The 21,358-nt window shown below is 34.1% G+C and carries 18 protein-coding genes and 2 tRNA genes; 10 read left to right on the top strand and 10 right to left on the bottom strand.

Annotation, left to right across the window (positions count from 1 at the left end):
- The first annotated feature begins 364 nt into the window (after positions 1 to 364).
- The 6 genes from AAGV28_RS12275 to AAGV28_RS12250 all read left to right on the top strand — a co-directional run bounded on the left by AAGV28_RS12275 (position 365) and on the right by AAGV28_RS12250 (position 8,310).
- Positions 365 to 1,471: a hypothetical protein gene (locus tag AAGV28_RS12275; RefSeq protein WP_373407098.1), complete on the top strand. Its 1,107-nt coding sequence runs from the start codon at positions 365 to 367 to the stop codon at positions 1,469 to 1,471.
- 173 nt (positions 1,472 to 1,644) lie between these two features.
- Positions 1,645 to 6,183, top strand: a complete 4,539-nt coding sequence (dnaE, locus tag AAGV28_RS12270; protein WP_373407097.1) for a DNA polymerase III subunit alpha — start codon at positions 1,645 to 1,647, stop codon at positions 6,181 to 6,183.
- Between the two features lie 244 nt (positions 6,184 to 6,427).
- Positions 6,428 to 6,745: a thioredoxin gene (gene trxA, locus AAGV28_RS12265; protein ID WP_373390186.1), complete on the top strand. Its 318-nt coding sequence runs from the start codon at positions 6,428 to 6,430 to the stop codon at positions 6,743 to 6,745.
- Positions 6,746 to 6,899: 154 nt separating this feature from the next.
- Entirely contained in the window at positions 6,900 to 7,826 is a 927-nt protein-coding gene (locus AAGV28_RS12260; RefSeq protein WP_373407096.1) for a DUF58 domain-containing protein, read from the top strand.
- An 86-nt stretch (positions 7,827 to 7,912) separates the two neighbouring features.
- Positions 7,913 to 7,986: transfer RNA gene (locus tag AAGV28_RS12255), tRNA-Asp, on the top strand.
- Between the two features lie 250 nt (positions 7,987 to 8,236).
- A tRNA-Asp gene (locus AAGV28_RS12250) sits at positions 8,237 to 8,310 on the top strand.
- 455 nt (positions 8,311 to 8,765) lie between these two features.
- Here AAGV28_RS12250 and AAGV28_RS12245 read toward each other — a convergent pair.
- A complete protein-coding gene (locus AAGV28_RS12245; protein WP_373407095.1) occupies positions 8,766 to 9,266 on the bottom strand; it encodes a DUF456 domain-containing protein in 501 nt (166 codons plus the stop codon).
- A gap of 19 nt (positions 9,267 to 9,285) precedes the next feature.
- On the opposite strand from AAGV28_RS12245, the gene AAGV28_RS12240 reads away from it, so the two are divergent.
- Both AAGV28_RS12240 and AAGV28_RS12235 read left to right on the top strand, forming a co-directional pair.
- On the top strand, positions 9,286 to 9,693 hold the full coding sequence (locus AAGV28_RS12240) for a hypothetical protein (RefSeq protein WP_373407094.1): 408 nt from the start codon (positions 9,286 to 9,288) through the stop codon (positions 9,691 to 9,693).
- A 42-nt stretch (positions 9,694 to 9,735) separates the two neighbouring features.
- Positions 9,736 to 10,212 carry a hypothetical protein gene (locus AAGV28_RS12235; RefSeq protein WP_373407093.1) on the top strand — a complete coding sequence of 159 codons (477 nt, stop codon included), beginning with the start codon at positions 9,736 to 9,738 and terminating at the stop codon, positions 10,210 to 10,212.
- A gap of 186 nt (positions 10,213 to 10,398) precedes the next feature.
- On the opposite strand, the gene AAGV28_RS12230 is transcribed toward AAGV28_RS12235, so the two are convergent.
- From AAGV28_RS12230 to AAGV28_RS12200, 7 genes are all read right to left on the bottom strand, one after another.
- Positions 10,399 to 11,565, bottom strand: a complete 1,167-nt coding sequence (locus AAGV28_RS12230) for an MFS transporter (protein ID WP_373407092.1) — start codon at positions 11,563 to 11,565, stop codon at positions 10,399 to 10,401.
- 169 nt (positions 11,566 to 11,734) lie between these two features.
- Positions 11,735 to 11,965, bottom strand: coding sequence for a hypothetical protein (locus AAGV28_RS12225; protein ID WP_373407091.1), 231 nt, complete (start codon positions 11,963 to 11,965; stop codon positions 11,735 to 11,737).
- A 228-nt stretch (positions 11,966 to 12,193) separates the two neighbouring features.
- A complete protein-coding gene (locus tag AAGV28_RS12220) occupies positions 12,194 to 14,260 on the bottom strand; it encodes a DUF262 domain-containing protein (protein ID WP_373407090.1) in 2,067 nt (688 codons plus the stop codon).
- Positions 14,261 to 14,265: 5 nt separating this feature from the next.
- Positions 14,266 to 14,739 (bottom strand): 3'-5' exonuclease, encoded by a 474-nt coding sequence (locus tag AAGV28_RS12215; RefSeq protein ID WP_373407089.1) that lies wholly within the window; start codon positions 14,737 to 14,739, stop codon positions 14,266 to 14,268.
- Complete coding sequence (locus AAGV28_RS12210) at positions 14,736 to 14,951, bottom strand: hypothetical protein (RefSeq protein ID WP_373407088.1); 216 nt, start codon at positions 14,949 to 14,951, stop codon at positions 14,736 to 14,738. Before AAGV28_RS12210 ends, AAGV28_RS12215 begins: the two co-directional genes overlap by 4 nt.
- A gap of 2 nt (positions 14,952 to 14,953) precedes the next feature.
- Positions 14,954 to 15,853: a helix-turn-helix transcriptional regulator gene (locus AAGV28_RS12205; protein ID WP_373407087.1), complete on the bottom strand. Its 900-nt coding sequence runs from the start codon at positions 15,851 to 15,853 to the stop codon at positions 14,954 to 14,956.
- 85 nt (positions 15,854 to 15,938) lie between these two features.
- Complete coding sequence (locus AAGV28_RS12200; RefSeq protein WP_373407086.1) at positions 15,939 to 16,382, bottom strand: nucleoside deaminase; 444 nt, start codon at positions 16,380 to 16,382, stop codon at positions 15,939 to 15,941.
- A 38-nt stretch (positions 16,383 to 16,420) separates the two neighbouring features.
- On the opposite strand from AAGV28_RS12200, the gene AAGV28_RS12195 reads away from it, so the two are divergent.
- Positions 16,421 to 18,208 (top strand): 1-deoxy-D-xylulose-5-phosphate synthase, encoded by a 1,788-nt coding sequence (locus AAGV28_RS12195; RefSeq protein ID WP_373407085.1) that lies wholly within the window; start codon positions 16,421 to 16,423, stop codon positions 18,206 to 18,208.
- A gap of 31 nt (positions 18,209 to 18,239) precedes the next feature.
- The gene (locus AAGV28_RS12190) at positions 18,240 to 19,409 is read left to right on the top strand and encodes a DUF3078 domain-containing protein (RefSeq protein ID WP_373407084.1); all 1,170 of its coding nucleotides are present in this window, start codon (positions 18,240 to 18,242) and stop codon (positions 19,407 to 19,409) included.
- Between the two features lie 4 nt (positions 19,410 to 19,413).
- On the opposite strand, the gene AAGV28_RS12185 is transcribed toward AAGV28_RS12190, so the two are convergent.
- Both AAGV28_RS12185 and AAGV28_RS12180 read right to left on the bottom strand, forming a co-directional pair.
- A complete protein-coding gene (locus AAGV28_RS12185; protein ID WP_373407083.1) occupies positions 19,414 to 20,760 on the bottom strand; it encodes a deoxyguanosinetriphosphate triphosphohydrolase in 1,347 nt (448 codons plus the stop codon).
- A gap of 120 nt (positions 20,761 to 20,880) precedes the next feature.
- On the bottom strand, positions 20,881 to 21,342 hold the full coding sequence (locus tag AAGV28_RS12180) for an Lrp/AsnC family transcriptional regulator (RefSeq protein WP_373407082.1): 462 nt from the start codon (positions 21,340 to 21,342) through the stop codon (positions 20,881 to 20,883).
- Between the last annotated feature and the right edge of the window lie 16 nt (positions 21,343 to 21,358).

Below are 21,358 nucleotides of genomic sequence, written 5' to 3'. Positions count from 1 at the left end.
CAATAAGTATTCGTTTTTCTTTAGGGGTTTATTTTGATAAAATATTACGACAACCAAAAAATAAGAAAGTTGACTTCAATAAGTCTTTATTTATCGTTTACACCAAAAAAACAGCTCACTAATAGTACTTAACATTTAATTTAAAAAATAATTATAGACAGATTAAACTGTAATTTATTTTCATTTCTTTTAGAAGAGAACTATCTTTGTACTTTAAATTGTATTTAATTTTTACAATACTGATTATTAGTTGTTTTTCCCTAAAATCAATCTAATTTTTCACTCGTTCGATACAGCCTCAAAAACCCTCAAATAATAGTACCTACAAAAGTTAAAAGCATAAAAATACTTTGACAGTATAATCATGAAAAAAAACATTACACTAGTACTATTAACAACTTTGAGTATGCTATATTCTTTTCACAGCTATAGTCAAGCCAACAAAAGCTATAGCAATGTAGAAACTAAAAATGTTCTCTATTATAAAGTTGAAGAGATTGTAAAGATGACCTTTGGAGGAACTACTACCCGATATACCTTGTCAAATTTAAGTCTTATTAGCAAAGTTAATTTGGGCCCTGACAATATTCGAATTATTACACCTATTTATAAAGATGAAAATTATAGTAAAAAGAGTTATTATGTAGAAACTAAGAACTTGAATGAGAGTGTGCAAAAAAATCAAGAATCAACCAATCTTGTTGAAATTAAAATTGATAATAAAAATATAGAAATTCCTGAAAATCCCCAAATGGATGAAATTTCACTGGCATTAGCTATAGATAATTTGACAAAACAAGATTCAAGAAGCAATATTAAAATAAAAAAGTATCCTTTAGAAACTGATGGTTTAAAACTGGATATAAGAAAAAAGGAAAAACTTGTAGATTTTGCCCAAGTTAAAAATAATACTAAAAAGGATAAAATTCATAATAGCCCAAAAACAAATCAATTTTCATTAGTTATAAATAATTTAACTAATAGACAAAAAGGAGAGCAGGTTGAAGGAATGAAAAACTCGTTTGAGGTTGAAAAAATAGTTAAAAAGGAGCCTGTAACGGATTTTGTTGAAGTTAGAAAAGATACTAAAAAACCAGTGCTTCTTGATAGTTTAAAACTTGAAAAGAAGTTGTCCCCAATAGAAAGCTCAACTAAAGAGGAGAATCAGTCCATTGCTACTGTTCAAACAGAATCTAAAAAAGAAAATTATGTTTCTATAAATGTTACTGATGTTTATGAAAGAGTAGCTCAAAAAGGATACAAGTCAGTTTACATGTTTAAAGAAATGGCTAACGGCTATTATTTTAAAAATGAGATGGAAAAAGCTGCAAAGTGGTATAAAGAATTATTAACTATGACAAGTGATGTAGAACCGGTGTGTTATTATCGATTTGGTATAGCATTAATAAAAATAGGAGAAACAGAAAAAGGTAATGCTATGATTGAGAAGTTTAATAGGTTGGTTGAGTGATGTATTGGTTTTTAAGTCTTTTTTTGAAGCTTAATTTAGATCCTTTTTTGTTTATTTTGTGTTTTTTAATTATTATTTGTTCATAACTTCCCTTCTTTTTCCTCTAAAAAATAGCTAAATTTGGTATTCACATTTTTTGATTTTACAAAAATTCAATTCCTTCATTTACAGCTATGTACTTAATATTTGATACCGAAACTACTGGATTACCTAAGCGTTGGGACGCGCCTATTACAGACACGGCTAACTGGCCACGATGTATTCAAATCGCCTGGCAGTTGCACGATGACATGGGAAATCTCATCGAACATCAGGATTATTTAGTGCAACCCGATGGATTTAATATTCCGTATGATGCCGAACGTATTCACGGAATTTCGACCGAATTAGCACAAGCCGAAGGAATTCCTCTAAATGAAGTTTTAGAAAAATTCAACATGGCATTAGGCAAAGCCAAATTTATTGTAGGTCAGAATTTAGGTTTTGATATTAACATCATGGGAGCTGAGTTGCATCGAATGGGAGTCGAATCGCCAATGGCTTCGATGCCAGTTTTAGATACTTGTACCGAAGTTACCGCAAGTTTATTAAAATTACCCGGAGGTCGTGGTGGAAAATTCAAGTTACCAACCTTAACAGAATTACACGAATATTTATTCGCTGTTCCTTTTTCGGAAGCGCATAATGCCACTGCCGATGTGGAGGCAACCACACGTTGTTTTCTAGAATTAATCAGAAAAGAAGTTTTTACCAAAGAAGAACTGGATGTTCCTGCTTCTTATTTTCAAGATTTTCAAAATAAAAATCCGAGAGAAATTCAGCTCATCGGATTAAAACATATCAATTTAAAAGCGGCTTCGGATAAAATTCGTCACCAACTTCAAAAAACGGAACCAAATGTTTCGCAAACTACGATTTCAGCAGCCGATAAAGAAGGGTTTTCAGCAGCAAAGTTTTCCCATTTACACAATCATACACAGTTTTCGGTTTTACAATCTACCATTGGTATTGGCCCACTTGTAGCCACTACCGCAAAAAACAAATTTCCAGCAGTTGCAATGACTGACACTGGAAATATGATGGGAGCGTTTCATTTTGTGAGCGCAGTAATGAATCACAACAAAGGTGCTTCTGCTAAAAATAAAGCCTTATTGGAAAGTGGCGAGGAACCAACAGAAACCGAAATCAAACCCATTGTAGGCTGCGAATTTAATATTTGTGAAAACCATTTGGATAAAACCAAAAAAGACAATGGCTACCAAGTCGTTTTATTGGCAAAAAACAAAAAAGGCTACCATAACTTGGCCAAAATGGCCTCTATAGCCTACATAAATGGGTTTTATTATGTACCCAGAATTGACAAAAATATTGTCGAAAAGTACAAAGAAGACATTATGGTTTTGTCTGGAAATTTATACGGAGAAATTCCGAGTAAAATTCTAAATATTGGTGAGAACCAGGCCGAAGAAGCCTTGATTTGGTGGAAAGAGCAATTTCAAGATGATTTTTATCTCGAAATCATGCGCCACAATCAGGAAGACGAAAACAGGGTAAACAAAACATTGATTGAGTTTGCACAAAAACACCAAGTAAAATTAATTGCAACCAACAATACGTATTATGTAAATAAGGAAGACGCCAATGCTCACGACATTTTATTGTGTGTAAAAGACGGTGAAAAACAGGCAACGCCTATTGGACGCGGTCGTGGCTATCGCTACGGATTACCAAATCAGGAATATTATTACAAGTCGGAAGAGGAAATGAAAAAACTCTTTTCTGATTTGCCCGAAGCCATTATCAATATCCAGGAAATTGTAGATAAGGTCGAAATATACTCACTTTACCGAGACGTTTTACTTCCAAAATATGATATTCCAGAAGAATTTGTTGTTGCCGAAGATGCCGCTGATGGAGGCGTTCGAGGTGAAAATGCTTATTTGAGGCACTTAACTATGGTAGGTGCAACTAAAAGATACGGCGAAATTACAGCATCCATTCAGGAGCGTTTGGATTTTGAATTATTGACAATTTCGAATTCCGGTTATCCAGGTTATTTCCTCATTGTGCAGGATTTCATTGCGAAAGCCCGGGAAATGGATGTTTCGGTTGGACCTGGTCGTGGTTCGGCTGCGGGTTCTGCAGTTGCCTACTGTTTAGGAATTACCAATATTGACCCTATTAAATACGATTTGCTTTTTGAGCGTTTCCTGAATCCTGATCGTGTGTCCATGCCCGATATTGATATCGATTTTGACGATGAAGGTCGTGGTCGCGTGATGGATTACGTAATCAAAAAATACGGTTCCAATCAGGTGGCTCAAATTATCACTTATGGTAAAATGGCAACCAAATCGGCGATTCGTGATACAGCACGTGTACTGGATTTACCGTTATTTGAAGCCGACAGAATTGCGAAGTTGATTCCAGCAATGATGCCTGGTAAATGGAATCTTGCTCGTTTCCTTTCTGAATCGGAAGATGAAGTTAAAAAAGCATTAAAAGGAGCAGATGAATTTGAACTTGTAAAACAATTAATCGCCATTGCCAATGAAAGTGATTTGGCCGGAGAAACCATTCAGCAGGCAAAAATCCTGGAAGGTTCGATGCGAAACACGGGAATTCATGCCTGTGGAGTAATTATTACGCCTTCGGATATTACCAATTATGTTCCGGTAACTACTGCCAAAGATTCTGATTTATATGTAACTCAGTTTGATAACTCGGTTGCGGAGAGTGCAGGATTACTAAAAATGGATTTCTTGGGTTTAAAGACCCTAACTTTAATAAAAGACACCGTAAAACTGGTAAAATACCGTACTGGAATCGAATTAGATCCAGACACTTTTCCTATTGACGATGTTAAAACGTATGAACTGTTCCAACGTGGAGAAACAGTAGGGATATTCCAATATGAGTCGCCCGGAATGCAAAAATACATGAAGGATCTGAAGCCAACGGTTTTTGGAGATTTAATTGCCATGAATGCCTTGTACCGTCCGGGACCTTTGGAATACATTCCTTCTTTCGTTCGAAGAAAAAACGGCGAAGAGGAAATCAAATACGACTTAGACGCTTGTGAAGAATATTTAGGAGAAACTTACGGAATTACAGTTTACCAAGAGCAGGTAATGCTTTTGTCCCAATCGTTAGCCGGATTTACTAAAGGTGAAGCCGACGTTTTACGTAAGGCGATGGGTAAGAAACAAAAGGACGTACTGGATAAAATGAAACCTAAATTTGTCGAACAAGCTTCGGCAAAAGGACATGATGCAAAAATTCTGGAGAAAATCTGGAAAGACTGGGAAGCCTTTGCAAGTTATGCCTTCAACAAATCGCACTCTACATGCTACGCCTGGATTGCCTACCAAACTGCTTATTTGAAAGCGCATTATCCGGCTGAATATATGGCAGCGGTACTTTCGAATAACATGAACGATATCAAGCAAGTTTCGTTCTTTATGGAAGAATGCAAACGAATGGGATTACAGGTTTTAGGACCTTGTGTAAATGAATCTTTTTACAAATTTACGGTAAACGATGAGTATGCGGTACGTTTTGGAATGGGCGCCATCAAAGGTGTAGGTTCTGGAGCCGTGGCAACCATTGTTGAAAATAGAAAAAACGGAAAATACAAATCGATTTTTGATTTGGCTAAGCGAATTGATTTGCGTGCAGCCAACAAAAAAGCAATTGAAAACCTAGCTTTGGCTGGTGGTTTTGATGCTTTTGAAGGAACAAGCAGAGCGCAATATTTTCATGATGAAGGCGACGGAATTACTTTTTATGAAAAAGCCATTCGTTATGGTTCTAAATTCCAGGAAAACGAAAATTCATCTCAGGTGAGTTTGTTTGGCGAAGCCAGCGAAGTACAAATTGCAGAACCTGTTGTTCCGCCTTGTGAAGACTGGAGCACGATGGAAAAATTAGCCAAAGAGAAAGAAGTAGTTGGAATTTACATCTCGGGGCATCCGCTGGATGATTTTAGGTTTGAAATGAAATATTTCTGTAATGCGAAGCTGGAAGCGCTAAAAACCTTAGAAGCTTATGTGGGCAAAACACTCACTTTTGGCGGAATTATCAATAACGTTCAGCATCGTGTGGCTAAGAATGGTAAGGGTTGGGCAATGTTTTCGCTTGAAGGTTATGATGAAAGTTTTGAGTTCCGAATTTTTGGAGAAGAATACCTTAAATTCCGTCATTTCTTGATACAGAACAATTTTACTTTTATGAAAATAACCGTAAAAGAAGGCTGGATGAATCAGGATACTGGAAAAAAAGGAGATCCAAGAATGCAATTTATAGAATTAAAACAATTGCAGGATGTTTTAGAAGCCATGGCAAAAAGACTGATTGTATTGTTGAACATAAAAGATTTACAACCAGAATTTATTCATAAGCTAAGCCATCTTTTTAATGCAAATAAAGGAGACAATCAGGTGACTTTTGAAGTGATGGAAATAGAAAAAATCAAGAAACTAATAGAAACAACCGCTGTACTTGAAGAAAATGAAGAAGTAGTTTTTGAAGACGAAAATGAAGATCTGGAAGCTTCGGAAATATCCGAAAACAAAACCGTTCAGGTTACTGAGGTAGAAGAAGTAAAAGTAGTAACTAAACTGAGTATGGCAAGCAGAAGGTTGAAAATTAAAATTTCGACTGAATTGTTGCAGGAATTAGAGAAAATGCAGGTGAATTTTAAGTTGAATTAAACCGCTACACCCCTAGCCCTGATGGAAGCGGCATCCTTTTATCCTGAACTTGTTTCAGGATCCTGAAACAAGTTCAGGATAAAAGATATAGCGGACAGCAGGAATAGCTACTAATAATAATTAACAATACATTAATAGCCAAAACTAATTTTGGTATGGTGTTTTGTTGGTTTTTAATTTCTAAATTTGCATAGTGTTTAAGGAATTAAAGACTTTAAATTTATAAACTTTAAATAAAAGAGATATGGCATTAGCAATAACAGACGCTACTTTTGAAGAAATAGTATTGAAATCAGATAAACCAGTAATGGTAGATTTTTGGGCAGCATGGTGTGGACCTTGTAGAATGGTTGGACCAATCATTGACGAATTGAGTACGGAATACGACGGAAAAGTTGTGGTAGGGAAAGTTGACGTGGATGCAAACCAGGAATTTGCTGCAAAATACGGAGTGAGAAACATACCTACAGTATTGGTTTTTCATAACGGAGAAGTCGTAGGAAAACAAGTAGGAGTTGCTCCGAAACAAACCTACGCAGATAGTTTAGACGCTTTGTTGTAATCGTAAGATTATGATTTATATGAGAAAAAGGTTTGGCGAAAGTCAAGCCTTTTTTTTTGGTTTAAACCGAATTTATTTTGACATTCGATTCCGATATGTAATATTTTAATATTTCAATCATTTCATTTTTAAATTTTTTAAATACATTTGAGAGATGAAGATAGAATCGCAAATAGACAAGATATCGAGTTTTCAACATCTGGAATTGTTGGCTAACCAAGTTGTGGAAGGCTTTATTTCGGGTATGCATAAAAGTCCGTTTCATGGGTTTTCGGCTGAATTTGCCGAACATAAAGTGTATAATGTGGGCGAAAGCACCAAGCACATCGACTGGAAGCTCTTTGCAAAAACGGATCGGTTGTATACCAAACAATTTGAAGAAGAAACCAACCTTCGTTGTCATATTATTATTGATAACTCTTCGTCAATGCACTTTCCTAAACTGAAAGGAAATCAAAATTTCTACGAAAACAAGATCGGATTCTCGGTTTTGGCTTCGGCTGTTTTAATGAATCTTTTAAAGAAGCAAAGAGATGCCGTGGGACTAAGTGTGTTTTCGGATACTTATGAGTACTACGCCCCCGAAAAAGGCAGCGACAGACATCACAGAATGGTATTAAATGCTCTAGAGAACTTATTAAAAGAACCCGTAGTTAAGAAAAGCACCGATACTATTACTTATTTGTATCAAATAGCCGAGAAAATTCACCGTCGGTCGATGATTGTTTTGTTTAGCGATATGTTCCAAACGGGTGATGAAGAACAATTATTGAATGCCTTACAACATCTAAAACACAACAAACATAAGGTGGTTTTGTTCCATGTTTTTGATGGAAAAACCGAATTCAATTTTGATTTTGACAATGCACCCCGAAAATTTATTGACATAGAAACCGCTGAAGAAATCTCAGTTTTTGCCGAGAATGTAAAGTCAGCATATGAAAAACAAGTAGCAATATACTTTAAAAAATTGGCTTTGAGTTGTGCTCAAAATAAAATCAAGTATGTTCCTGTAAACGTAAGAGAAGATTTTGGAAAAATCATCCTTACCTATTTAACTGAAAAACAAAACTTTGGATAATACATCAAAAAAAATATTATTATTTTTAGCAAAAATACTTGTGTAAACAGAAATCTATTGTATCTTTGCCACCGCAATAAAGCAGAGGTTTGGTAGTTCAGTTGGTTAGAATACATGCCTGTCACGCATGGGGTCGCGGGTTCGAGTCCCGTCCAGACCGCTAATATTGGGAAAGCCTTTCGTAACAGAAAGGCTTTTTTTTCCACTATACGGTATCTAAAGCTAGTTGTGTTGTTAGATCAGCCTAGTTAGCTGATCTCGGTTTAGTAGTTAGACCAATGAAAAGCTTTTCACTTAAATGTGAATGGCTTTTTTGATTTAAAGACGTTTTTATTATAAAAATACTTTTTAAAATTCTTCTTGTTTTTAAAGTAAATTATATCGTATATTTGCACTCGCAATAAAGCAGAGGTTTGGTAGTTCAGTTGGTTAGAATACATGCCTGTCACGCATGGGGTCGCGGGTTCGAGTCCCGTCCAGACCGCAAATTTGCAAGAAGCCTTTCGTAACAGAAAGGCTTTTTTATTTTGGTTCTACTGGTATTTGTTTGAGAATTGTGGATCAATTCGAAAAGTTGTAGAGTTAGAAAAAAATTACCGCAGAGAGCGCTAAGTTTTTTACCCTTAGTTTTTATAAAAAGACAAAGTTCGCAAAGCTTTCAATTGACTTAGCTTTGCGAACTTTGTGCTTTTAGAAGCATTCTTAACTTAAATTCTTTGTGCTCTCTGCGGTAAAAAATAATTAGAGCGTATGGTATTTATGTTTCTCAACAACATTTAGCGTTGATCCACAATTCTCATCTTTGGAACAAGATAGCTTCGAGTCCTCTCGTTTCAAGAACGAGACAAATTTACAAGAAGCCTTTCTAACGGAAAGGATTTTTTTATATAAATTATTTCTAGAACGAGACAAAATTTTAAAAGCGATTCAGAATTCTAATCAAAAAAGAAGCGTTTTATACTCCCAAATAATTGAAATAAATATTCCAAAATAAATTACACAAAGCATAAATTGAATAAAACTAGAGGCTAAAATCCCTAAAACGGAACCAGTAGCGGCTTTTAACGCTTGTTGTGCATTTTTAGTATCGAAAAACAATTCACCAACTAAGGCGCCTACAAAAGGACCAATTATAAAACCGAATGGAATTGGAGCCAATAACCCAACAACAAGCCCAATATTTGTTCCCCAAATCCCAGCCTTACTACCACCAAATCGCTGAGTCCCTTTGGCCGGTAAAATATAATTGGCAATAGAAAAAACAATAACCACTAACAATGTTATTCCTAAAACCCAATAATTAACTGGAATTGCATTTGTAAAATAAAGCATAACTAACCCCAACCAACACAAACTAATACCAGGCAACACAGGCAAAAAACTACCTAAAACCCCAATAAACATAAACATTAACCCGACTATCAGAAGTAAAATATCCATAAATTAATTTTTACTAATTTTGAAAATTAAAGATAAACATTTATTCCCGCTCAAAATGAAAAAAATAATCCTTTCCTTTTTTATCCTCCTTTTTTCAAATTTCTCTTTTGCTCAAAGTGAAACGAAAAAAAATGAGGATACCGCTATGAAAGAGCAAATTTATCAAGCAAACAAGAAAAAAGTAATGAATTTTTCTATGAAGGATTTTAAAGATCTTTTTTTTGAGTTTGCCCAGAAAAAAACAAAAGCAGATTTTATTTTATCAAGAGAAGAGTTTTATAATTACACTATAAAAATTGCAGCTTTTTCCGATCGATTAGCTGCTCTATACCCCGAAGAAAAAGAAACAGCCGAAAAAAACAAGGAAGTATGGTTTTCTGAAAATTATGAAGATTATTTGCTTTCTAAAGCATCACAAAAAAAATAATTGTATTTTTATAAAATATTGGTCGAATTCAAAAACACAGCCTTGAAGCACTATTACTTTTTATTATTCCTCACCCTATTCACTTCCTGTCAATACTTCGAAAAACAAGTGCCGTCAGAGAAAGAATTATTGCAAAAGGAATTGAAAGCCATTAACTGGAAAGAGGTCGACGAATATCCTTCCTTTATAGATTGTGATAAGTTAGCTGACAAAACAGAGCGTCAACAATGTTTTTTCAATCTTTTAACACAGCTTATACAGGAGAAACTACAAGTAGACACTCTTTCTATTTTGTATCCAGAACTTGATACAATCGAGGTAAAAGTAACTGTTTTCCCAAATTCGAAGATGAAATTTGAGCCACAGTTTCCTAAGGATTCTGTTGCATACGACACTATTAAAATAGATAGTATTTTACACGCCCGATTAGTTGATTTCCCAAAAGTAAATCCAGCTCTCAAACAAGGGATTCCTGTAAAAACCCAATTTATTCTTCCTGTGATTATTAAAGTGGAGTAATTGATTTTGGCCCTTTTCCCAGCGGGTCGCTATATCTTTTTCTGGCAAAAATCCAGAAAAAGAATACTGCTTTCATCTGGGATTTTGTTTTTATGAAATTTCAAGAAGTTCTCCATGCTATTAGAATCAAAAAAAAAACCGCTAATCTTTCGAAACGCATTTTCTCAAATATTTTGAATTAAAATTTTAAATTCTTTGCAACTTTAATACACGTCGCTTTCTTAGTAAAAAAACTATTGTAAAAAGAACTCCAAAAATTGACATTGTTACTCCAACCAAATTAGGAGAAGCATAACTAAATCCAGCAATTAAAGGCAAGCCGCCAAGGAAAGCTCCCAAAGCATTTCCTGTATTAAAAGCAGCTTGTATAGCCGCCGAAGCAAGCATCTCAGCACCTACCGCAGTTTGTATCATCAAGGTTTGAATAGGAGCCGCAACAGCAAAAGAAATACAACCAGTAGAGAACACTAATGCTAAACTCACATAAGGATTAGAGGAAAAGAAAAACACCAATAACAAATCGAGAGCCATAACCGAGAGTAAAACAATAATAGTCTTTTCGGCAGAATAACGATCAGCTAATTTTCCTCCAATAAAATTCCCCAATACCATTCCTAAACCAGCCAGCATCATAATATATGGAACATCCCCACCATCAAAACCAGAAATATCGGTAAGTAATGGAGCAATATAACTTATCCAGCAGAACAAACCTCCTGCACCAATAGCGGTAATCAAAATAACCAACCAAGCTTCTACTTTCTTAAAAAAGAGCAATTGTGTCTTCATAGCTTCTTTGGCTTTCGATTCCACATTTGGCATCCAAAAATAAAGCGAAGCCACTGTTAAACTCCCGACAATAGCAATGATTATAAAAGTATAACGCCATGAAAAATGATGTCCAATGTAAGTTCCAATGGGCACTCCTACCAGATTAGCAATAGTCAAACCCGCAAACATAACTGATATGGCTTGCGCTTCTTTTCCTTTATCCGCAAGGCGGCTAGCAACTACTGCTCCCACTCCAAAAAAAGCACCATGAGGCAATCCCGAAAGCAATCGAACCGCAAACAAAAACTCATAATTAGGCGCAATAATTGAAAGTGAATTAAAAGCAGTAATCATCATGGCGAGAATCAAAAGCGTTTTTTTAGGAGGATAATTTCTAGTGATAATTACCAACAATGGCGCACCAATGACCACTCCAAGTGCATAAGCAGAAATTAAATGACCCGCAACGGGGATACTAATCTCTAAATTTTTAGCAATATCAGGTAATATTCCCATCATCACAAACTCGGTAATCCCTATTGTCAAACCACCCAATGCGAGTGAAAGCAAACTTTTTTTCATGCTAATTAATAAAATTTATAGTAACCATTCAAGTAATCAAATAGCAACTTTTTTTTGCTTCCAAAGGTATCGATAAGAATTGCAAATTGATTGTAATTTGAGAATTTAAGTTGTTTTGATTGTTTATATTAAATTCATTAAAAAAGGAGGTTCGAAAACCTCCTAATTTTTACCCTCGTTTATGCCAGCTTCTACCATTAGAGGTAGAATAATAAAGACCTTTTGATGTATTGGCTAAAAGTTCTTTTCCAGCATCTGTTAAGTCATAAAATTCGCCATAAGAAGTACTGGAACTTCTAGTGTGCCAAGATCTGCCCGATGTGGTCGAATATTCGATAGTAGTGCTCTTTTTAGGAGATATTCTAATCAATTCTCCGTCTTTGGTAATCATTTGTGACATTTTATTTGATTTATAATTATTATACATCAAATTTAGACAGAACCTCTGCCAAAATACGACAGTTAAAATCCGATTTTAGCCGAAATTATATTTTTCTCCCATTTTTCAGAATTTCAAAAATAATGAATTAATACATTGCATAGTTTAATAAACATTGATTTTCAGAATGTTACAAACCTAAAACGACACACTAGAGGAGTGCGTCGTTTTAGGTTTGTTGTATAATTATTAAAACTCAAAATAATTTTCAAATAAGTTTTCATAAATATTTACCATTCTACTTATAACTGCATTCAAAAGAACAGTTACTTTTTCATCTTCTTCTTGTTTTATTCTTCTAAAGGTGTGGTCTATTTCATTCCAATATTGAATATCTGAATTAACAAAACTTTCTTCTTTTTTATTATCATTTTCAAAACGATCTTTTGGTGATAAGTGATTATTTTCACTACGATTATCATCATATGACAATGCTCTAAAATTACCAATACAATTTACCCATTTTTTTACCCTTTGATTTATTCCTTCTTTATTATAAACCCAACTGTGAGGATAAATATGATCCCAATCCCATGGTCGATTAGTGTCATCAATACTTTCAAATTGGCTGAATTCTTTAAATTTTGAATTCATATATCCTTTTTGTGCATATAACAAAAGGGATTTATTATGATAAATTTTATGAATTAACATATTCCAGTTTTTATTCACAATATTTTCTTCATCACATTGATTGAGGAAAGTTTCAATATCGTCACAAAATAATTTATCGCTAATTATTCTATCAAAATCATTATAATTAATCTTGTTTTTAATTACAATATTTTCAAGATTAGATCTAATAAATGAAGGATTTACAATTGGCAATATTTTGTTTTCTTCAACTAAAATTTCGAGAGCTTTTTTCCAAGAAATCACATTTGCATTATTGAAAAGAATTACAAATAAAGCACTAGCAATTTTCTTATTGTCCTTACAAAACCATAAAATATAAACATAACTTGAAGCAATATCTTTCTTTTCTGAATCACTCAAATTTTGAAAACCTAGCTTTTTTATATAAGTTAATAGAATAAAAAATAAGTCAGTATTAGAAACAATTATTTGTTTGAGCAAAATTACAGGAAAATCATCGTCCTGTTTTTTTAAAATAATGATTGCATTTTCTATTAAAGTAGTTGCCTCAGTTTCGATATTATTCTGAAGAATATCTTTGAAATTATCATCACTTATTTTCTTCTTGAAATTTTGAATGGAAAACTCTTTTTGATATTGCGAAAAATTATTTTGTTCGCAAGCAGATAGCCTTGAAAATAAAGAAATTACTTTACTTGGAGCTAAATAAGATGCTCCAATTTTCTCAACTAAATCTTTTACCTTTGGAAAACAAGCCTTATAAATCGAATAATTTAATTCTTCTCCTGATATTCTTGTTCCTGCTGAATTTAATCGAACAAATAGTGTTGGATCTTCACTTTCGGATTTGAGTGTTTCATCATCTTCTTTAAGTACTTTTGATTCAACAGTAATTTCAGGAATTAATAATTTTTTATAATTTAAAAATCCCTCATAAATCAAGCTAAATTGAGAGTCTGATATTTTACTAAAATTTACAAATTCATTATTAGAATGTTTTGTTTTAATTTTAAGTTTCCCTGTTTTTTGAAACAATACATTTCTAAATTCAACTTCATTTTGAACTTCAATACTAAGTATAAAAGACAACGGAATTGGGTAATAAGCATCCCATGGATTTATTAAATCAGACGTTAAATCAGTATATCGCTCTACATTTTTTTCTGACTTTGATTTAAAATAATCCATTGATTTTCGCCTTTCTGACATCGACAAAGTATTATTACTATCATTTAATTGATACCCCCACGGATGAGACTGAGTCAGACATCTAAAAATAAATTTCTGACCGATTACCTGTTGCTCTGGAGCTAAATCAATCCAGACACTGGGCTTATATGATTTGACAGATAAATATTCTTTCAAATTATCTTTAAAAGGATCAAAATGCCCTAAAGCTATAGAAGTACAACGTTGTTGTCCATCTAATAAATTTCGATTATCTTCATAATCAATTGACATTAATATTGCTCCTATTGGATATCCCCTAAAAATTGAATCCCATAAAGCTTCAATCTGACTTGGTTTCCAAACAAAACCTCTTTGTAATGATGGCAAAAATATTTTTGACCTTTCGCCTGTTACTTCTTGTTGCCACTTTGATATTTCTTCTAACGAGTAACTCTTCAATGTTTTTTGATTAATTTCTAATACTTCCATATTTCTTACTGTTTTAAATGCTTTTTAAATAACTCCCCACAAGCCTGAGCATCACTCAAAGCATCGTGATGATTTAATTCTATTTCAAATTTTTCGCACAAGTTAGCCAAATTAGACTTATAAATCTTATAGGTACAAAACTTACTATATTCAGGAAATTGCAATCCGTAATATTCTAGCGTTTTACCCAGAACAGGAAAATCAAAGCTAAAACCATTATGAGCTACCACGTTTTGGTTTTCGATATACGGAACGATTTGATGCCAAATTTGGTCGAAGGTAGGTGCGTTTTTGGTGTCTTTGGCTGAGATACCGTGAATATCAGTAAACTTATTCCAATAGTAATTATCTGGTGGTTGAACCAAAAGATTGATTTCTTTGGTTATGATTCCGTTTGCTACTTGAACTAATCCAACTTGGCAAATACTGTTCCTGTAAGCCGTTGCGGTTTCAAAATCTATAGCGGTGAATGAATTCATAAATTAAATTGCTCTTCTTTATAATTTGTAATATTCATTCCTGAAATTTCTATCTTATATAATCTGCCATCAATTACTAATCGATTCATAAAACCTAACGGAATAGATACTGTTGTCCTATCATCTATCCCATCAGGCAATTTCTCCTTAAAAGTACTTTCTAATTTATCTAATCGTTTTGAAAACAAACGCACAAATTCTTCTTTTTCCATAGTTATTGGTACATTTTTGTCATTTCTAAAATCCTAGTTTTTATTACATTTTGAAGGTTTACAGGTGCTATCACTTTTACATTCGAACCGTATTTTAAGAGTTCCATAACGATATCATTGGTCGTATGAATATGAATTTCTATTAAAACAACTTTACCATTTTCTTTTAAAACTTGCTGAGATTCGTGCAATGGAAAACTCTTAATATAATTACCTTGCTGCCACGAAAATTCTAAAACAATTCTCTGTACAGGCGAATACGTTTCCACACCAAAAGCGTGTTGATACTCTTTTTCAACGTTATAGGAAATCGGTTTGAACTTGGTATCTGTAATTTTCAAGTCGGAAATTCGATCCAATCCAAAGGTTTTTATGCGTTCGTCTTTTTTGTCCCAAGCTACCAGATACCATCTGCCTTGAGATTCTTTTACGGCAATGGGTTTTACTTCGCGTTGGGTAAAATCTTCTTCCCAATGTTTTTTATGAGTGAATTTTAAAAAGTATAAGTTTTGAATAGCGTAAATAATGCCGTGAATATGCTCTGTTCCGAGTGATTTTCTTTTTTCCAGAAAAACACTTGGTGATAATTTATTACCGTCCTGTAAAGCCTGATGAACGGAGAAAGCATCAATCATTCGGGTTACCGATTGATCTTCAATATCTTCTTCATCTATAAAATAAATTTTATCCTTACGTTGATATTCGATTTTTATACCAAAAAGAGCCTGAATATCTTTTTTATCCCGTTCAAAAGTGCGAATGGCATATTCAAAATCAGTGTTAATATCTTCGTTTTCGAGTTTTCTGATTACATATTCCTGTAACTCTGTAAAATTACTGGGACGACTTCTTAAACGGTCTATGATGTATAAATACCTCTTAAAATAGATTAGTTTTGACATAATGATTTTGATTTATTTGTCAAAGATATTCTATTTGTCTGCCAATATATGACGTAGTAGAATTTGAGTAATAAAAAAAGACAAACTACTTCCTCCTAGAAACAAAAAAACGTTTCATCAAATCGGCCGCTTCATTTGCCATAACTCCGGAAACAACAGTAGTTTTTGGATGCAATTTTGCTCCCATACTAAGAAATCCGCGTTGCTCATCTCGGGCTCCAAAAACAATTTTAGAAATTTGGCTCCAGTATAAAGCACCAGCACACATTTGGCAAGGTTCTAAAGTGACATATAAGGTACAATCTTTAAGGTATTTTCCGCCCAAATAATTAGCCGCAGCCGTTATGGATTGCATTTCTGCATGAGCCGTAACATCATTCAACATTTCGGTTAAATTATGACTTCGTGCAATGATGATGTTATTCACCACAATTACAGCTCCTACGGGAATTTCGCCCTTTTCAAAAGCCATTTCCGCTTCTTGCAAAGCCTTTTTCATAAAATATTCGTCGGTGAAAATGTTTTCCATTCAGCAAAAATACAGCATTCAATTCGTACATTTGCCTTATGCCAGAAAATTTGCTTTCCAACATAAATTACCCAGCCGATTTACGCCAACTTGACGAAGCCCAACTTCCTCAAGTAGCGCAGGAATTACGCAACTTTATTATTGATATTGTTTCGGTAAAAGAAGGACATTTGGGCGCTAGTTTAGGAGTTATCGAATTAACCATTGCTTTGCATTATGTGTTTAACACACCCGAGGACGCATTAATTTGGGACGTAGGTCATCAAGCTTACGGACATAAAATACTCACTGGCCGAAGAGAAAACTTTCATACTAATCGCCAACTGGACGGTATTTCTGGCTTTCCAAAAAGAAGCGAAAGTATTTATGATGCCTTTGGCGTAGGCCACTCCTCTACTTCTATTTCGGCAGCTTTGGGAATGGCAATTGCGTCTAATATTAATGGTAATTTCGAAAAACAACATATTGCAGTAATTGGTGATGCATCGATAGCTTCAGGAATGGCTTTTGAGGGTTTGAATCATGCCGGAGTTACTAATGCTAATTTATTAGTTATTCTTAACGATAATGCCATCGGGATTGACCCGAGCGTTGGTGCTCTCAAAAACTATCTTACTGCTGTAAAAGAAGGCAAAAATCCGAGGCAAAATAATATGATAAAATCCTTGAATTTTAATTATTCAGGACCTATTGACGGAAACGATATTTTTGCCGTCATCAAGGAACTAAAGCGTTTACACAAAATAAAAGGACCTAAATTTCTTCACGTAATTACCAAGAAAGGAAAAGGATTACAACAAGCCGAAGAAAATCAAGTTCAATATCATGCTCCTGGAAAATTTGATGCAACAACTGGCGAAATTATTCCCAAATTAGAAGAAAATTTGCCTCCGAAATACCAGGATGTTTTTGGTTTAACCATTTTAGATTTGGCACAAAAAAACAAAAAAATAGTTGGAATCACTCCCGCCATGCCTACAGGGAGTTCGCTAAAATTTATGATGGACGCCTTACCAGATCGTGCCTTTGATGTAGGCATTGCTGAACAACATGCTGTAACCTTAGCCGCTGGAATGGCAACTCAAGGCTTAATTGTTTATTGCAATATTTACTCTACTTTTTTACAAAGAGCCTATGATCAGGTCATTCATGATGTGGCTTTGCAAAAACTACCTGTCATTTTTTGTTTGGATAGAGCTGGATTAGTTGGCGAAGACGGAGCAACTCATCATGGTGTTTTTGATATTGCTTATTTGCGTTGCATTCCTAATCTAATTATATATGCTCCTGCCAATGAAATTGCGTTGCAAAACATATTATACACCGCCCAATTAGATTTAGAATTACCTATTGCTATCCGGTATCCAAGAGGTCGAGGCATTATTGCTGATTGGAAAAAAGTACATTTTGGCAACTATCAAAAAATTATTATCGGGGAAGCAAATTGCCTCAAAGAAGGTTCAGAATTAGCTGTTTTATCGAATGGAACCATCGGGAAGAATGTGAGTTTAGCATTAGAAGAGATTGAAAACTCAGGTCAGATTGCACATTACGATTTTGCTTTTGTTAAACCATTGGACGAAAAAACATTACATGAAATATTTAAAAAATTCAAAAACATCATCACAATAGAAGATGGCACAGTTATTGGTGGTTTTGGAAGTGGAATTCTCGAATTTGCAGCTCACAACAATTATCAAAATAGTATTAAAACAATAGGGATTTCAGATAAATTTATTGAGCAAGGAACTGTAGATCAATTACAACAATGTTGTGGAATTGACGTTAAAACACTAAAGTTACTTTTTTTAAGTTATATAAATTAGTAATTTTCACAACCCAAATTTCAATTTAATAATGAAACTACAAGACTTAAACAAAATTATAATTGTATTTATATTCTTATCAAGCACCTCTATTTTTTCGCAGATATTAAATGATACCATTTTAAAAGATTCTGTAAGGACGGCTACTATTCCTAAATTGAAAAATACAAACCCAAAAAAAGTTGCTGTTCTCGTGGTGAACGATACCGTTGTAAAAGATTCTGTAAAAAAAATTCTTGTGTCTGTATTAAATGATAATTTTTATCGAAAACCAGCCCCACAAAAACTAAAATATACTCTTGCTAGAATAGTTGCTATTCCTGAAATAGAAAAAATAGAGGCACATTATTCTCATTGGAAAGGAAAAAACATGCTAGGATTTGATATTTCAGAAATTGCATTTGTCAACTGGAGCGCGGGGGGAACCAGTTCTATTTCTGGATTACTCAAAGGCGATTTTAACAGAACCTACGAGAGAAAGTACACCAAATGGGTTAATGAACTCAGTATTAGATACGGAATGAACAAACAAGACGGAATAGAAGTCCGTAAAACAGACGATGCTTTTAGATTCGACTCCACTTTTGGATATCGAAGAGACCCAAAAAGTAACTGGTATCATTCTGGAAAACTAAACTTTAATACTCAGTTAACAAATGGTTACAAATATCCAGACAAAAGCAATCCTATATCCAGACTATTTGCCCCTGCTTACATGTTTTTAGGAACTGGAGCTGAGTATAGCAAGAAAAAGAAAGATTTAGTTTTTTACGCATCTCCGCTAACGTACAAAGCAACTTTGGTATGGGATGAAACTCTGGCGGATAAAGGATCTTTTGGTGTCGAAAAAGCCATTTATGATGAAGACGGAAATGTGCTTCAAAAAGGAAAAAGATCTAAAAATGAAGTTGGTATTTTAGTCACAAATCATTATAAGAGTGAAATTTACAAAAACATAACCTTTGTAAGCAATGTGAGTCTTTATTCTGATTACATCAACAAATTTGGAAATGTCGATGTAGACTGTGACTTAGCACTTAATTTAGTGGTAAATCAATATGTGAGAGCGAATATAGGTGCCAGAATTATTTATGATGACGATATCAAAAATAAGACTGAAGTAGCCGGAGTACAAGTTACTGAAGGCCCAAAAACCCAAATAAAACAAGTTTTAGGCGTGGGATTAACTTATGCATTTTAATCCATTATCGTTTTTTTGTTCCATTTATGGTTTCATACAATTCCAGCGCATTTCCATCAGTAAGTAACGAAACATAATGGCATATATGCAACAATCGATCATAAAGATTATCTTTTTCTAAATGATGTTTCTCTGGCATTAATTTCAGGATTAATTGGTCATAATTAGAAGCGGTTGCGTTGAATTTATTGTCGTATGCCGTAATAAATCTATCGAGTAAGGTTTGTATAATTTGATAACCCACCAATTCTTTTTCAATAACTTCTCTGCTTTGGTAAATATTATCAATACTAATTTTGATGATATCATCCATTTGTGCCTTGTACTTGCTTTTATCCATTAATGCAAAAGGAAATTTTCCTTCTAAAATTAATTCTTCATTGGCAATAAAAACCTTCACAGCATCATTGATTAGACTACCAATTGCCAAAGCTCTCAAATAACTGATTCGGTCTTCTTTAGTGGTTAAGCTGTTGTATTTTATGGAATCAATGCTGTCTTTAACCAATTTGATTAAATATTCCAAGGCAAAATCTTCGGAAACCAAACCTAAATTGATTCCGTCTTCAAAATCAATAATGGTATAACAAATATCATCTGCTGCTTCAACAAGATAAGCCAGCGGATGTCTTTCGAAACCAATATCATCACCTGATTTATTTGGGATTAACCCTAATTCCAAGGCGACTTCTGTAAAAAAATCTTTATCGGATTGAAAGAAACCGTATTTTTTATCTGAGATATTTCTAGTTGGTTTTTTAGGCAAGCTCTCTTTGGGATATTTCATAAAAGCACCAAGAGTTGCATAGGTTAGTCGAACTCCTCCCATAACACCTGGGCGAGAACTTGACAAAACAGCAAAACCATTGGCATTGCCTTCAAAATCAATTAAATCCTGCCATTGTTTAGCCGTTAAATGCTCTTTAAATATTTGTCCTTTCCCATTCGAAAAATACTCTCCTATGGCTTTCTCTCCCGAATGACCAAATGGTGGATTTCCAATATCATGCGCTAATGATGCAGCAGCAACAATTGCCCCAAAATCATTCGGTTGAAAACCATGTACTTCTTTTAAATGCGGATATTTTTCGATGATTTTCTTTCCTACCAAGCGACCAAGCGAACGCCCAACCACCGAAACCTCCAAACTGTGCGTCAAACGGGTGTGCACAAAATCGGTTTTCGATAACGGGATAACTTGTGTTTTGTCTTGTAAACTCCTGAAAGCCGACGAGAATATAATTCGATCATAATCCACTTCGAAACCCAATCGGGTGTCATCTTGTTCAATTCGCAATCGTTTCCCTTTGTCGCCCAGGCGTTTTAAAGACAATAGTTGTTCCCAGTTCATATTGATTTTTGATTGAAGATTAACGAATGATGATTTTAGATTTAAAAAACCAAAAATACGTTTTATTTTATGACTTTTTCCACACGAAAACGGCTTGATTGTTTGTAACAAACAACTTTTTTAAAAACTCAGTTCCGTACTATACTTAATCTCACCCATCACAAAAATACTTTGGGTATTGCCAATGTTTTCGATAGTGGATAATTTATTCATTACAAAATCCTGATAACTGGACATATCTTCGACCAAAATTTTCAGCATAAAATCATAATCGCCCGCAATGTTGTAGCATTCGATGATTTCCGGAAGTGCCACGATGTCTTTTACAAAATTACTTCCCACGTTTTTAGTGTGCTCTTTGAGCCGGACATTGCAAAAAACCGTCATCCCAAGATTGAGTTTTTTTTTATCCAACAAGGCCACATATTTCATAATATAACCCTCTCGCTCCAGTCTTTTGATGCGTTCATAAACTGGCGTAACCGTTAAGAATAATTTGCTGGCTAGCTCTTTTGTGTTGATATTGGAGTTCTCTTGCAAGTGTTTTAATATCTGTAAATCGATGTTGTCTAAATTTTCCATAGTTTTTTTTACTGTC

The sequence above is a fragment of the Flavobacterium zubiriense genome, assembly GCF_041729725.1.
Classification (GTDB): Bacteria; Bacteroidota; Bacteroidia; order Flavobacteriales; family Flavobacteriaceae; genus Flavobacterium; species Flavobacterium zubiriense.
Note: the sequence above shows the minus strand (reverse complement) of the source record. Positions and strands in the feature narration are given on the sequence as shown.